The sequence below is a fragment of the Huaxiibacter chinensis genome, assembly GCF_022171985.1.
Lineage (GTDB): Bacteria > Pseudomonadota > Gammaproteobacteria > Enterobacterales > Enterobacteriaceae > Enterobacter > Enterobacter chinensis_A.
This window is the reverse complement of record NZ_JAJVHF010000013.1, coordinates 79,223-93,584: the sequence shown is the minus strand read 5'-3', so window position 1 is coordinate 93,584 and position 14,362 is coordinate 79,223. Positions and strand designations below refer to the sequence as shown.

Here is a 14,362-nt window from a genome sequence, read left to right as displayed (position 1 = left end):
CGCCGAAACAGTTAAGAATAATCTCGTACTCCTGATTTAATAATTCATTATTTTTTAACGGCTTAATCGCTAAATGTAGTGACTTATGCCTGTAAGCCTTAGCGATAAGGCTTACCGCATGGGTTGTAAGACGCGGCGGAATAGCGGATTCTATTCCCGTCGACAGGAAGCCGACACGAGAAACGAACATCAGGATGATGACGTTTCTTACTCAGGACACGTCAGGACGGCGCTGCAGGAAAGGCTTCTGGATGAAGCGAACAGGATCACGCAGGACGCGTAAGGGACACCTCCAGGAAGGAGAAAGAGAGCCGCTCAGGATGAACGGTGGGTCAGGATGGCCAGGACGTTTCAGGATGAAACTATCATATCAGGATGATATGAGCAGGATGCGAAAGGTCTACGGATGACCAGGTCTTAGGGCCACAGGAAAAGTTGTCACGGATGAGCAGGGAGCACGAATTGTAGCTGGAATGCTGCGGAACGAACCGGGAGCACTGTTTTTACAGTGCTCCCTTTTTTTATTTCTGCGCCCCGTAATGCTATGCTGCGCGCCGTTCAATTTATCAGTTGAGGTTGGTATGACGCATCACGATAGCGTTCGCGTGCAGTTGCACGCCATCGAAGCGGTATTGCGTAAACATCAGCTGTGGCAGGAGACAGCGCCGCAGCCCGCCGCGCTCGAAAGCACGCAGCCTTTTTGCCTGGATACGCTGGAGCCTTTTCAGTGGCTGCAGTGGGTATTAATCCCGCGTCTGCACGCGCTGCTGGAAGGCGGGCATCCGCTGCCGCACTCTTTTGCCGTCGCCCCTTATTATGAAATGGCGCTGGAAGCGACGCATCCCGCTCGCGATGTCGTGCTGATTGAACTGCAAAGGCTCGATACCCTCTTTGGCGGGAACGGGGCATGACCATTGAGATCCTGTATCAGGACGAATGGTTAATTGCCGTCAATAAACCGTCAGGCTGGCTGGTTCACCGCAGCTGGCTCGATCGCGATGAGAAAGTGGTGGTCATGCAAACCGTGCGTGACCAGATAGGCCAGCATGTGTATACCGTGCACCGTCTGGACAGACCCACTTCCGGCGTTCTGCTGATGGGGCTCTCCAGCGAAGCCGGGCGTTTGCTCTCTCAGCAGTTTGAACAGCACCAGATCCAGAAACGCTACCACGCCATAGTGCGCGGCTGGCTGATGGATGAGGCCACGCTTGATTACCCGCTGGTGGAAGAGCTGGATAAAATCGCTGATAAATTTGCCCGTGAAAACAAAGACCCTCAGCCTGCGGTGACGGATTATCGTGGCCTGGCGACGGTCGAGATGCCGGTTGCCACCAGCAAATTCCCGACTACGCGCTACGGTCTGGTGGAGCTTGAGCCGAAAACCGGCCGTAAGCACCAGCTGCGCCGCCATCTTTCGCATCTGCGCCACCCTATCATTGGCGACAGCAAACATGGCGACTTACGTCAGAACCGCAGTGCGGCAGACCATTTTGGCTGCCATCGCCTGATGCTGCATGCAAGTCAGCTGAGTCTGACGCATCCCTTTACCGGTGAGCCGCTGGTAATCCGGGCGCCGTTTGATGATGTCTGGATGCAGGCCCTGTCACAGTTTGGCTGGCTGGGACAACTCCCCGAAAATGAAAGGGTTGAGTTTGCCGCGGGCAACGTTCAGGATGAACCCTAATCGCGATAATGACGGGAGCAAAGCATGGCTGAAGTTGGAATTTTTGTCGGTACAATGTACGGCAACTCACTGCTGGTCGCCGAAGAGGCAGAGGCGATTCTGGCCGGACTGGGCCATAAAGCCACGGTTTATGAAGATGCCGAACTGGCGGACTGGCTTAAGTATAAAGATCGGTATGTGCTGGTGGTGACCTCCACAACGGGACAGGGCGATCTTCCTGACAGCATTGTTCCGCTTTTCCAGGCCATCAAAGATCGCGTGGGCTTTCAGCCTGAAACCCGCTACGGCATGATTGCGCTGGGCGACAGTTCGTATAGCCATTTCTGCGGCGGCGGTAAGCAGTTCGATGCGCTGCTTCAGGAGCAGGGCGCACAGCGGATTGGCGAAATGCTGCTGATTGATGCCAGTGAACATCCGGAACCCGAAAGCGAGTCCAGCCCATGGGTAGAGCACTGGGCGACACTGCTTAAATAAGGCGAATGCCTTTTCGCGCAAAAGCTCAACACTCACCTCCTTTTTTGGCGATGCCAATGTGAGGGGCAGCCCTTATCGGCCGGGTAAGACGCATAGCGTCGCCGCCCGGCCGATAATGTCGTCTTTGTGACCCCCTGAACATGGCAGCGTCGCGATTGCCTTGTTGCACCTTGACCACACTCACACTTCCTCTGTTTTCGTGAAGCACCTTCCACTCCCTCGGGCTTATGCCATAAACAACCTCTGTTTAGGCCGTCAATGTTGTGTTTTTGCACGGTGAGAGAAAGAGGCACTCCTTCATATACTTTTCCCGTCAGTGACCGAAAAGGCAGAGCATGACTCTAAAACGGCATCAAGCCGTACTAAAACTGCCCAACACTCATCTCTCATTCTGATTACCCTACAGGTTGTGCCGTACAGAATGAACCAGGCTAAAAGCTATGATTCAGGAGTGCAACAATGAGTACATTAAGCCACGCGGCGAGCAGCGCTGAGAAGCGCACCAACGCCCGCTACTGGATAGTGGTGATGCTGTTTATCGTCACATCGTTCAACTATGGTGACCGCGCCACGCTGTCGATTGCCGGATCGGAAATGGCCAAAGATATCGGCCTGGATGCGGTCGGTATGGGTTACGTATTTTCTGCTTTTTCATGGGCCTATGTTATCGGCCAAATTCCTGGCGGCTGGCTCCTTGACCGTTTTGGCTCTAAGCGCGTCTATTTCTGGTCGATTTTTATCTGGTCCCTGTTCACTCTGCTGCAGGGATTTGTCGACGTCTTTAACGGCTTTGGCATCATCGTTGCGCTCTTTACGCTGCGCTTCCTGGTCGGCCTGGCTGAAGCGCCTTCTTTCCCCGGAAACAGCCGGATCGTCGCAGCCTGGTTCCCGGCGCAGGAGCGGGGAACCGCCGTCGCCATTTTCAACTCGGCACAATACTTCGCGACGGTCATTTTCGCGCCCATTATGGGCTGGCTGACGCATGAAGTGGGCTGGTCGCACGTCTTCTTCTTTATGGGCGGCCTTGGGATCATCATCAGCTTCGTCTGGCTAAAAGTGATCCACGAGCCTAACCAGCATCCCGGCGTGAATAAGAAGGAGCTGGAGTACATCGCCGAGGGCGGGGCGCTGATCAACATGGATCAGGCAGCCAAAAAAGAGAAAGTCCCGTTCAGCCAGAAATGGCAACAGATAAAACAGCTCGTCGGCTCGCGGATGATGATCGGTATCTATCTGGGGCAGTACTGCATTAACGCCTTAACCTACTTCTTCATCACCTGGTTCCCGGTTTATCTGGTGCAGGCACGAGGGATGTCGATACTTAAAGCCGGTTTTGTCGCCTCGGTGCCGGCCATCTGTGGTTTTGTTGGTGGGGTGCTTGGCGGGGTCATTTCCGACTGGTTAATGCGCCGTACCGGATCGCTGAATATCGCCCGCAAGACCCCTATCGTGCTGGGGATGCTGCTCTCCATGACCATGGTGTTTTGTAACTATGTCAGCGCCGAGTGGATGATTATCGGCTTTATGGCGATGGCATTCTTTGGCAAAGGCATCGGTGCGCTGGGCTGGGCGGTGATGGCGGATACCGCGCCGAAGGAGATCAGCGGCTTAAGCGGCGGTCTGTTCAATATGTTCGGCAATATCTCCGGCATCGTCACCCCGATCGCCATAGGCTATATCGTCGGGACAACGGGTTCCTTTAACGGTGCGCTCATCTATGTCGGGGTCCATGCGCTGGTCGCGGTCCTGAGCTATCTGGTGCTGGTGGGTGATATCAAACGTATCGAACTTAAACCTGTCGTGGAGCGTGCATGATGACAAGCCAGTCGAGCCCAAAAATTACCGATATGCAGGTCATTCCCGTCGCGGGCTATGACAGTATGTTACTGAACATTGGCGGTGCCCATAACGCCTGTTTTACCCGAAATATTGTGGTGCTCACCGACAGTGCGGGCAATACCGGCGTTGGGGAAGCGCCCGGCGGCGACGTTATTTATCAGACGTTGAAAGACGCCATTCCCTCGGTAGTGGGTCAGGAAATCGCCCGTCTGAACAGCGTGGTGCAACGTGTGCACAAAGGCAATCAGGCGGCTGATTTTGATACCTTTGCTCAAGGTGCGTGGACCTTCGAACTGCGGGTGAATGCGGTGGCGGCACTGGAGGCCGCACTGCTCGATTTACTGGGTAAGGCGCTAAACGTACCGGTGTGCGAGCTGCTAGGGCCGGGCAAGCAACGTGATGCCGTGACCGTTCTGGGCTATCTGTTTTACCTCGGCGATCGCCGCAAGACGGACCTGCCGTATCGGGAAAACACCCCGGGGAATCATGACTGGTATCATTTGCGTCATCAGGAAGCCCTCTCCCACGAGGCGGTGGTCCGCCTTGCGGAAGCGGCACAGGATCGCTACGGGTTTAAAGATTTCAAGCTAAAAGGCGGCGTACTGCCGGGCGAGCAGGAGATTGAGAGCGCGCGGGCATTAAAAAAACGCTTCCCGGACGCCCGTATCACCGTCGACCCTAACGGCGCCTGGCATCTGGATGAAGCTATCGCCCTGTGCAAAGGCCTTAACGATGTTCTGACCTATGCGGAAGATCCCTGTGGGGCAGAGCAGGGGTTCTCTGGACGCGAAGTGATGGCCGAGTTTCGCCGGGCAACGGGGCTGCCTGTCGCGACCAACATGATTGCCACTAACTGGCGTGAAATGGGCCATGCGGTAATGCTCAACGCGGTCGATATTCCGCTGGCCGATCCACATTTCTGGACCCTTTCCGGCGCGGTGCGCGTGGCACAACTGTGCGACGACTGGGGCCTGACGTGGGGTTGCCACTCAAATAATCACTTCGATATTTCCCTCGCCATGTTTACCCACGTCGGGGCCGCCGCGCCAGGAACGCCGACCGCGATAGACACGCACTGGATCTGGCAGGAGGGCGACGCGCGCCTGACCAAAAATCCACTTGAGATTAAAAATGGCAAGATTGCCGTGCCGGATGCGCCCGGGCTGGGTGTCGAGCTGGACTGGGATCAGATCCATAAGGCGCACGAGCTGTACAAAACGCTCCCCGGCGGCGCACGCAACGATGCAGGCCCAATGCAGTACCTTGTACCCGGCTGGACATTTGACCGCAAACGCCCGGCGTTTGGTCGTCACTAAAGAAAAGGACTGAATGATGAACACATTTTCTACCCCGGTTGTCACCTCAATGCAGATTGTCCCGGTCGCGGGCCACGACAGTATGTTGATGAACCTGAGTGGCGCACACGCACCGTTTTTTACCCGTAATATTGTGATCATTAAAGATAACGCCGGACAGACCGGCGTGGGTGAAATTCCGGGCGGTGAGAAGATCCGTAAAACGCTGGAAGAGGCCATTCCTCTCGTCGTGGGCAAAACGCTGGGTGAATACAAAAACGTCTTAAATACGGTGCGCAGTACCTTCGCCGATCGCGATGCCGGCGGGCGTGGTCTGCAAACGTTTGATCTGCGCACGACAATCCACGTGGTGACGGGCATCGAAGCGGCCATGCTCGATCTGCTGGGTCAGCATCTGGGCGTGAACGTCGCTTCGCTGCTGGGTGATGGCCAGCAGCGCAGCGAAGTGGAAATGCTCGGTTATCTCTTCTTCATCGGTGACCGGAAACGCACCCCGCTGGCGTATCAAAGCCAGCCGGATGAGACAGGCGACTGGTATCGCCTGCGCCACGAGGAGGCGATGACCCCGGATGCGGTCGTCCGTCTGGCGGAAGCCGCCTATGAAAAATACGGCTTTAACGATTTCAAGCTCAAGGGCGGCGTGCTTGCGGGTGATGAAGAGGCCGAGGCGATCGAGGCGCTGGCAGCGCGTTTCCCACAGGCGCGCGTGACGCTGGATCCGAACGGTGCATGGTCGCTCGACGAGGCCATCAGGCTGGGTAAACGGTTAAAAGGCGTGCTGGCCTATGCGGAAGATCCCTGCGGGGCGGAGCAGGGCTTTTCGGGGCGCGAGATCATGGCTGAATTCCGTCGCGCCACCGGCTTGCCGACGGCGACAAACATGATTGCGACCGACTGGCGTCAGATGGGGCATACGATCTCACTGCAATCGGTTGATATTCCGCTGGCGGATCCACATTTCTGGACCCTGCAAGGCTCGGTGCGCGTGGCGCAAATGTGTCATGAATTCGGCCTGACCTGGGGCTCGCATTCCAATAACCACTTTGATATTTCTCTGGCGATGTTCACCCACGTTGCGGCGGCAGCGCCGGGCAAAATTACCGCCATCGACACCCACTGGATCTGGCAGGAGGGTAACCAGCGTCTGACGAAACAACCGTTCGAGATTAAAGGCGGTATGGTTCAGGTGCCCACCACGCCTGGGTTGGGCGTTGAACTGGATATGGATCAGCTGATGAAGGCGCACGAGTTGTACCAGAAGCATGGCCTGGGCGCGCGTGACGATGCGATGGCCATGCAGTACCTGATCCCCGACTGGACATTCGACAATAAGCGCCCCTGCATGGTACGATAATTGTACTGGGACCGCTCCCACTGGCGGTCATTTACGTGGTGTATGCTTAACGTGATTACTATGCGTAAGGATGGCTTATGAAAATTGTTATCGCACCGGACTCGTATAAGGAAAGTTTGAGTGCTCTTGAGGTTGCGACAGCGATCGAACAGGGTTTTCGCGAGATCTTCCCGTCGGCAGTGTATGTCAAACTGCCCGTCGCCGATGGCGGGGAGGGGACTGTGGAGGCCATGGTCGCTGCAACCCACGGGCGGATAGTCCATGTTCCCGTCAGCGGCCCGCTGGGCGAGCGCGTGGAAGGGTTCTATGGCGTCTCCGGTGACGAGCAGAGCGCGTTTATCGAAATGGCGGCAGCCAGCGGACTTGAGCTTGTTGCCCCTGCGCAACGTAATCCGTTAAAGACCACCTCCTGGGGCACGGGGGAACTGATCCGCCATGCCCTGGATGCTGGCGTGAAGCACATCATCATCGGCATTGGCGGCAGCGCCACCAACGATGGCGGTGCCGGTATGGTGCAGGCGCTCGGGGCACGGTTACTCGATGCTGACGATCGTCCTGTCGGGCAGGGGGGAGGCGCGCTGGAGACGCTGGCGCGTATCGACTGCTCTGGGCTGGATAAGCGCCTGGCCGATTGCCGAATTGAAGTGGCCTGTGATGTCACCAATCCGCTCACCGGGGAAGAGGGCGCATCGGCGGTATTTGGCCCGCAGAAAGGGGCGACGCCAGAGATGATTGTCGCTCTGGATCGTGGGCTCGCGCATTACGCCAGGATCATTGCCCGGGATCTGGATATCAATGTGTTAGATCTGGCTGGCGGCGGCGCGGCGGGCGGTATGGGGGCGGCGCTGTACGCGTTTTGCGGCGCAGAACTGCGCCAGGGCATTGAGATTGTTACTGACGCCCTGCATCTGGCTGACCAGGTTGCCGATGCAGACCTCGTTATCACCGGTGAAGGGCGCATCGACAGCCAGACTATTCATGGAAAAGTGCCCGTAGGCGTAGCGAAAGTGGCGAAGCGCTTTAACAAACCGGTTATCGGAATCGCGGGCAGCCTGACGGCAGATGTCGGTGTGGTACACGACCATGGAATCGACGCGGTCTTTAGCGTGATCTATACCATTTGCTCGCTGGACGACGCCCTGGCGAACGCCCGCGCCAATGTGCACATGGCCGCGAGAAATATCGCCGCCTTGTTAAAAGTGGGGCAAGGTATCTAGCGTACAAGGCCGGGCTGCCTTGCCCAGCCGATTTGCTGTTCTCTTCCGGTTAAGCACGTCACCGGGCCTGTGGGTCAGTGTCCAAACAGCTTTCTGGCTTCCCGCGTGACGTTATCCATTTCATCCAGCAGTTCCAGGAACTCCGGTTCCAGCTCAGATTCAGGGGTGCCGGAACGTAACTGCTGCTCCAGCAGCTGACACAGATTTTTCAGGCGCGGTACACCACTGTAGCCGCAGCTGCCATGCAGCTTATGAATGGATTCGAGTAACGCTTCCGGATTTTCACCCACCAGCTGCTCTTCAACCTTGTTCCGCACTTCCGGCAGGAAGGCGACCAGCATTTGCAGCATTTCACGCGCCAGATCGGGTTTGCCTGCCGCCTGACGCAGAGCCAGCTGCCAGTCAAAGGTGACGTTCTGATTAACGACAATCTCCACCGGTTCAGTCTGAACCTGGCGGGGCGCCACGGTAATACCCGGTTTGTAACGTAAAAGCAGGTTATGCAGCTTTTCTTCATCGATAGGTTTTGCCAGGTAGTCATTCATCCCGGCGCTCAAAAGCTTCTCTTTTTGCCCCGCCATAGCATGCGCGGTAACCGCAATCACCGGCGTCTGTTGCTGATGGGGAAGCTGACGGATAAGTTCGCAGGCGCGGATGCCATCCATATCGGGCATCTGAATATCCATCAGAATCAGATCAAACTGCATCTGTTTGGCTTGCTCCACCGCCTGTGCGCCGCTGGTGCACAGCTCGACATGATGAACCTGATCCTCCAGTAACACGCCGATCAATTTCAGGTTGGCCGGATTATCGTCAACCGCCATTACGCTCATGGGCAATTTATGATCGTCAGACACCACCGGCAGCGCGTAATGATTCAGGCGGCAATACTCGGTCAGGGCGGGCAGCAGGCGCGTTGACGTGAGCGGTTTTAACAGGCAGGCAGCGGCACCGTCGCTTTTCAGCTCTTCGGCATTGAGCTGTGCGTGGCAGGGCAGCGCCAGAAGCAGGTGATCCGTCATCGAAGCGGCAGTTGCCAGCCGCTCTTGCTGCATCGTCAGCTCACCGCTGAAGGTTACGGGGATCCCCATCAGCAGAATATCGTAATGGTCCCGCGGCAGTGCGGAGAACGTAGGGCTGTAAATCACCTCGAGCGGCGTGATACTCAACACGTCCAGGGTGCTCTGCGCCGCAGCTGCGTTGGGCTCAACATAAGCCAGACGTTTTCCGCGCAGGCAGTCCGTCATCGGACCATCGGTGATAACGTTAGGATTGAGATCAAGATTAATGTGGAACCAGAAGGTCGAGCCACGGTTTGGCTGGCTGTGGAAGGAGATATCGCCCCCCATCTCTTTCACCAGTTTTTGCGTGATCACAAGCCCCAGCCCGGTACCGCCGTGGCGTCGGGAGATGCTGGCATCCGCCTGTCGAAACGCCTGGAACAGACGCGACTGATCGCGCTCCGGAATGCCAATGCCGGTATCGCGGATCTGCACTTCAATCTGCACTTTGTTATTACTGATTGCGCGTTTCTCAACCAGCACGTCAATATTGCCGCTTTCGGTAAATTTGATCGCGTTCCCGACCAGGTTGGTGATCACCTGCTGCAGACGCAGCGGATCGCCAATCACGTTATCCGGCACGTCGTTTTTAATATTGAGCGTTAGCTCCAGCCCTTTGTCATGCGAGGAGTGCGCCAGCAGGGTCACCACTTCGTCCAGCGTGCTGCGTAGCGGGAATGGAATGCTTTCAAGCAGCAGTTTACCGGCTTCCAGCTTCGAGAAGTCGAGCACATCGTTGATGATCGCCAGCAGGTTATTCGCAGAGCGTTCAATAGTATGCAGATGATCGCGCTGGGTAGGATTCAGTTCGGATTTCAGCGTCAGACGGGTAAAGCCAATCACGCCATTCAACGGCGTACGCAGTTCGTGAGACATATTGGCGAGGAATTCTGACTTAATGCGCGCGGCTTCCTGCGCGCGCTTTTTGGCCAGATCCAACTCGACGTTCTGGATCTCCATCTGCTCCAGCGTTTCACGCAGATCGGACGTGGCCTGGTCCACGTTATGTTGCATCTCCTCGTGATAGGCTGCCAGCGACATGGCCATCGAGTTGATACCATTTTTCAACATATCCAGTTCGCCGAGCATAAAGCCCTCGACGCGGCTATCCAGTTGACCGCGGCGAATGCGGTCAACGGTATTCACCATATTACGGATGGGACCGGTGACGTCCCGCATCAGACGCCAGCCGAAGATCAAGGCGATACCGATGCAGAACAGCATCATGACGCTGGAGATGAAAATCTCTTTGTACTGCTGCAGGCGGACCGATTTGAGATCCAGCTCCAGCGCCACATAGCCCAGAATATTATTACTGGCCTTGGCATCAGAGAGGGGAGATTCATCAGGCGAATAGCTTTCTGACACAATCGGGGTGCGCAAAATCATAATGTCGCCGCGCCGAATCACGTTCAGGTGACGCGGAAACGAGGTGCCATCGGGAATTTTAAGCTCAGTGGGATCGAGATGAAAATTGGAGGTCACAAACAGGCGATTATGCGAATCATAGACGGAAATGGCGCGGACAATATCCGAATGACGGCGGTGCAGCACGCTAATTAGCTGACCAAGCGGCTCACGATTTTGCAGATTCATACCGTATTCGCTGGAGACCGCCAGCGGTTCGATAATGCTGGCTCCGGCATCTTCCAGCTGCTGCTGCAAGTCGTTATAGCGGTGCACAACAAAGAAGATGCTCAACAGCAGACCGATAAGGACGGTTGGGGCAAGAATCAAAATCATCATGCGCGCACGCAGGCTGTAGTTGGTCATGGCGTTCCGTTATGGGACAATTAGAGTCATTATGTTTATTTGAGAAAATTCTCTGCAATGGCGCAATTCTACTCTGCAAAGCGACGCGTGACGACGCGTCAGATCATAACTGTTGATGTCACAGACCTGGATCCCTTTGGTCAGGGTGTGGCGCGTCATGATGGTAAAGCGTTATTTATCGCCGGATTATTACCGCAAGAACGGGCAGAAGTCACGCTCACAGAAGAGAAGCGCCAGTATGCCCGTGGGCGGGTGAAACGCCGTCTCACGGACAGCCCGGAGCGCGTCGCGCCACGCTGCGTGCATTTTGGCGTTTGCGGAGGCTGTCAGCAGCAGCATGCCAGCGTTGCTCTACAACAGCGCAGCAAAAGCACCGCGCTGGCGCGGATGATGAAGCGAGAGGTCAACGACATTATTGCCGCTGAGCCCTGGGGCTATCGTCGCCGTGCGCGGCTGAGCGTAAATTACTCGCCTAAAAAGCAGCAGCTGGAGATGGGTTTCCGTCAGGCAGGCTCCAGTGACATTGTCGATATCAGACAATGCCCTGTTTTGGTGCCCCAACTTGAGGCATTGCTGCCGGAATTACGCAACCTGCTAACGGATTTGCAGGGGGGGCGATCCCTCGGCCACGTCGAACTGGTGCATGCCGATAACGGACCGTTAATGGTGCTGCGTCATACTTCGCCGCTGTCGGTGCAGGATCGCGAAAAACTGGAACGCTTTTCGCATTTACATCATCTGTCGCTGTTCCTGGCACCGCAAAGCGAGATACTTCACCAGATTACAGGTGAAGCGCCCTGGTACTCTTCAGACGGTCTACGCTTATCGTTCAGCCCGCGAGACTTTATTCAGGTCAACGATGGCGTTAACCAGCAGATGGTCGACCAGGCGCTGACGTGGCTGGATGTTCAGCCTGAAGACCGGGTACTCGATCTCTTCTGCGGCATGGGTAACTTTACCCTGCCGTTGGCGGCGCGGGCGGCGCAGGTTGTGGGCGTGGAAGGCGTCGAGGCGTTGGTCCTCAAAGGTCAGGAAAACGCCCGTCAGAATGGGTTGCACAATGTGACATTCTTTCATGAAAACCTGGAAGATGATGTCACCCTGCAGCCGTGGGCGCAGCAGGGCTTCAATAAAATTCTGCTCGACCCGGCTCGCGCAGGTGCGCCCGGCGTGATGCAGCATATAATTAAACTTGCGCCTGAGCGTGTGGTCTATGTTTCCTGTAACCCGGCAACGCTTGCCCGAGACAGTGATGTATTAGTGAACGCAGGTTACCAGATTCAGCGTCTGGCAATGCTTGACATGTTCCCGCACACTGGGCATCTGGAATCGATGGTGTTGTTCGAGCACATCTAATGAGTTTTGGCTTGTCGAATTCGACAGGCCCTGGTCCCTAAAGGAGAGGACGATGGTTGCGGTACGCAGTGCACATCTTAATAAAGCGGGCGAGTTTGACCCGCAAAAATGGATTGACAGTCTGGGGATTTCAAGCCAGCAATCGAGTGAGCGCTTAACCGAAACCTGGGCATACTGTCTGCGGACCACAACGGGCCATGCCGACGCCGAACTGCTGTTATGGCGCGGCATAGAGATGGTCGAAATTCTCTCCATGCTCAACATGGATCTTGAAACCCTTCAGGCAGCGCTGCTGTTCCCGCTGGCCGACGCGGAAGTCGTCAGCGAGGATGTCCTTCGCGAAAGCGTGGGTCAACCCGTGGTGGCGCTGATCCACGGCGTGCGCGATATGGCGGCGATCCGCCAGCTTAAAGCGGCGCAAACCGATTCTGTCTCCTCTGAACAGGTTGATAACGTTCGCCGCATGCTGCTGGCCATGGTGGATGATTTCCGCTGCGTGGTCATCAAACTGGCGGAGCGCGTGGCGCATCTGCGTGAGGTGAAAGACGCCCCGGAAGATGAACGCGTGCTGGCGGCAAAAGAGTGCACCAACATCTACGCGCCGCTGGCCAACCGTTTAGGTATCGGCCAGCTCAAATGGGAACTGGAAGATTACTGCTTCCGTTATCTGCATCCGGCGGAATATAAGCGCATCGCCAAACTGTTGCACGAACGCCGTATCGATCGTGAACACTACATCGACGAGTTCGTTGGGGGCCTGCGCAAGGCCATGAAAGAAGAGAACGTGCGGGCCGAAGTCTACGGTCGCCCTAAACACATCTACAGCATCTGGCGCAAAATGCAGAAAAAGCACCTCGCCTTTGATGAATTGTTCGATGTGCGCGCGGTACGTATCGTGGCGGAACGTTTACAAGACTGCTATGCCGCGCTGGGGATAGTGCATACGCACTTCCGCCATTTGCCGGATGAATTTGATGACTACGTTGCCAACCCAAAACCGAACGGTTACCAGTCAATCCACACCGTCGTGCTGGGGCCCGGGGGCAAAACGGTCGAGATTCAGATCCGTACGAAGCAGATGCACGAAGATGCAGAGCTTGGCGTGGCTGCACACTGGAAATACAAAGAAGGCCCTTCCACCGGCACGCGCACGGGGCACGAGGATCGCATTGCCTGGCTGCGTAAACTTATCGCCTGGCAGGAAGAGATGGCCGACTCGGGTGAAATGCTTGACGAAGTACGCAGCCAGGTCTTCGATGACCGCGTCTACGTCTTCACCCCAAAAGGGGATGTGGTGGATCTGCCCGCCGGCTCCACCCCGCTCGACTTTGCCTACCACATCCACAGCGATGTGGGGCACCGCTGCATAGGCGCGAAAATTAGCGGGCGTATTGTGCCGTTCACCTATCAGCTGCAGATGGGCGACCAAATTGAAATCATCACCCAGAAACAGCCGAACCCGAGCCGCGACTGGCTGAACCCAAACCTTGGCTATGTCACCACCAGCCGTGGCCGCTCGAAGATTCACGCCTGGTTCCGTAAGCAGGATCGTGACAAAAACATTCTGGCGGGCCGTCAGATTCTGGACGACGAGCTGGAACATATTGGCATAAGCCTGAAGGAAGCGGAAAAACAGCTGTTGCCGCGTTATAACTTCAACGAGCTTGATGAACTCCTGGCGGCCATTGGCGGCGGCGATATTCGCATTAACCAGATGGTGAATTTCCTGCAGGCTCAGTTCAACAAGCCAAGCGCAGAAGAGCAGGATGCCGCCGCGCTGAAGCAGCTGCAGCAAAAAACCTACGTGCCGCAGCAGCGCAGCAAAGATAACGGTCGCGTGGTGGTTGAGGGCGTCGGTAATTTGATGCATCACATCGCGCGCTGCTGCCAGCCTATCCCCGGGGACGATATTGTCGGTTTTATTACCCAGGGACGCGGGATCTCGATCCACCGTGCCGATTGCGATCAGCTTGCTGAACTGCAATCGCATGCCCCGGAAAGAATCGTCGATGCCGTGTGGGGCGAAAGCTACTCAGCGGGCTATTCACTGGTGGTCCGCGTCACCGCCAACGACCGCAGCGGCCTGTTACGGGATATCACCACTATCCTGGCAAACGAGAAGGTCAACGTGCTTGGCGTGGCCAGCCGCAGCGACACCCGTGAACAGCTCGCCACCATCGATATGACGATCGAAATCTATAACCTGCAGGTGCTGGGCCGCGTGCTCGGTAAACTGAACCAGGTCCCCGATGTGATTGACGCGCGTCGTCTGCACGGCGGTTAATCCT

The 14,362-nt window shown here is 56.2% G+C and carries 10 protein-coding genes; 9 read left to right on the top strand and 1 reads right to left on the bottom strand.

The features are described from left to right. Positions 1-581: 581 nt before the first annotated feature. The 7 genes from LZP96_RS20390 to LZP96_RS20360 all read left to right on the top strand — a co-directional run bounded on the left by LZP96_RS20390 (position 582) and on the right by LZP96_RS20360 (position 7,884). Positions 582-911: a YqcC family protein gene (locus tag LZP96_RS20390; RefSeq protein WP_064328183.1), complete on the top strand. Its 330-nt coding sequence runs from the start codon at positions 582-584 to the stop codon at positions 909-911. Next, a complete protein-coding gene (truC, locus tag LZP96_RS20385; RefSeq protein WP_064327211.1) occupies positions 908-1,684 on the top strand; it encodes a tRNA pseudouridine(65) synthase TruC in 777 nt (258 codons plus the stop codon). Before LZP96_RS20390 ends, truC begins: the two co-directional genes overlap by 4 nt. 24 nt (positions 1,685-1,708) lie before the next feature. Continuing rightward, positions 1,709-2,158 (top strand): flavodoxin, encoded by a 450-nt coding sequence (locus LZP96_RS20380; protein ID WP_064327210.1) that lies wholly within the window; start codon positions 1,709-1,711, stop codon positions 2,156-2,158. 459 nt (positions 2,159-2,617) lie between these two features. After that, entirely contained in the window at positions 2,618-3,973 is a 1,356-nt protein-coding gene (locus tag LZP96_RS20375; RefSeq protein WP_064327209.1) for an MFS transporter, read from the top strand. Further along, positions 3,973-5,313 (top strand): enolase C-terminal domain-like protein, encoded by a 1,341-nt coding sequence (locus LZP96_RS20370; protein ID WP_064328182.1) that lies wholly within the window; start codon positions 3,973-3,975, stop codon positions 5,311-5,313. Before LZP96_RS20375 ends, LZP96_RS20370 begins: the two co-directional genes overlap by 1 nt. A 13-nt stretch (positions 5,314-5,326) precedes the next feature. Then, positions 5,327-6,667 (top strand): glucarate dehydratase, encoded by a 1,341-nt coding sequence (gudD, locus tag LZP96_RS20365; protein ID WP_087892638.1) that lies wholly within the window; start codon positions 5,327-5,329, stop codon positions 6,665-6,667. 77 nt (positions 6,668-6,744) lie between these two features. Further along, entirely contained in the window at positions 6,745-7,884 is a 1,140-nt protein-coding gene (locus LZP96_RS20360; RefSeq protein ID WP_064327207.1) for a glycerate kinase, read from the top strand. Positions 7,885-7,958: 74 nt separating this feature from the next. On the opposite strand, the gene barA is transcribed toward LZP96_RS20360, so the two are convergent. Continuing rightward, the gene (barA, locus tag LZP96_RS20355) at positions 7,959-10,718 is read right to left on the bottom strand and encodes a two-component sensor histidine kinase BarA (RefSeq protein WP_064327206.1); all 2,760 of its coding nucleotides are present in this window, start codon (positions 10,716-10,718) and stop codon (positions 7,959-7,961) included. 57 nt (positions 10,719-10,775) lie between these two features. Here barA and rlmD point away from each other — a divergent pair, with 57 nt between their 5' ends. Both rlmD and relA read left to right on the top strand, forming a co-directional pair. Further along, on the top strand, positions 10,776-12,074 hold the full coding sequence (rlmD, locus tag LZP96_RS20350; RefSeq protein WP_064327205.1) for a 23S rRNA (uracil(1939)-C(5))-methyltransferase RlmD: 1,299 nt from the start codon (positions 10,776-10,778) through the stop codon (positions 12,072-12,074). A 52-nt stretch (positions 12,075-12,126) separates the two neighbouring features. Next, positions 12,127-14,358, top strand: coding sequence for a GTP diphosphokinase (relA, locus tag LZP96_RS20345; RefSeq protein WP_064327204.1), 2,232 nt, complete (start codon positions 12,127-12,129; stop codon positions 14,356-14,358). Positions 14,359-14,362: the final 4 nt, after the last annotated feature.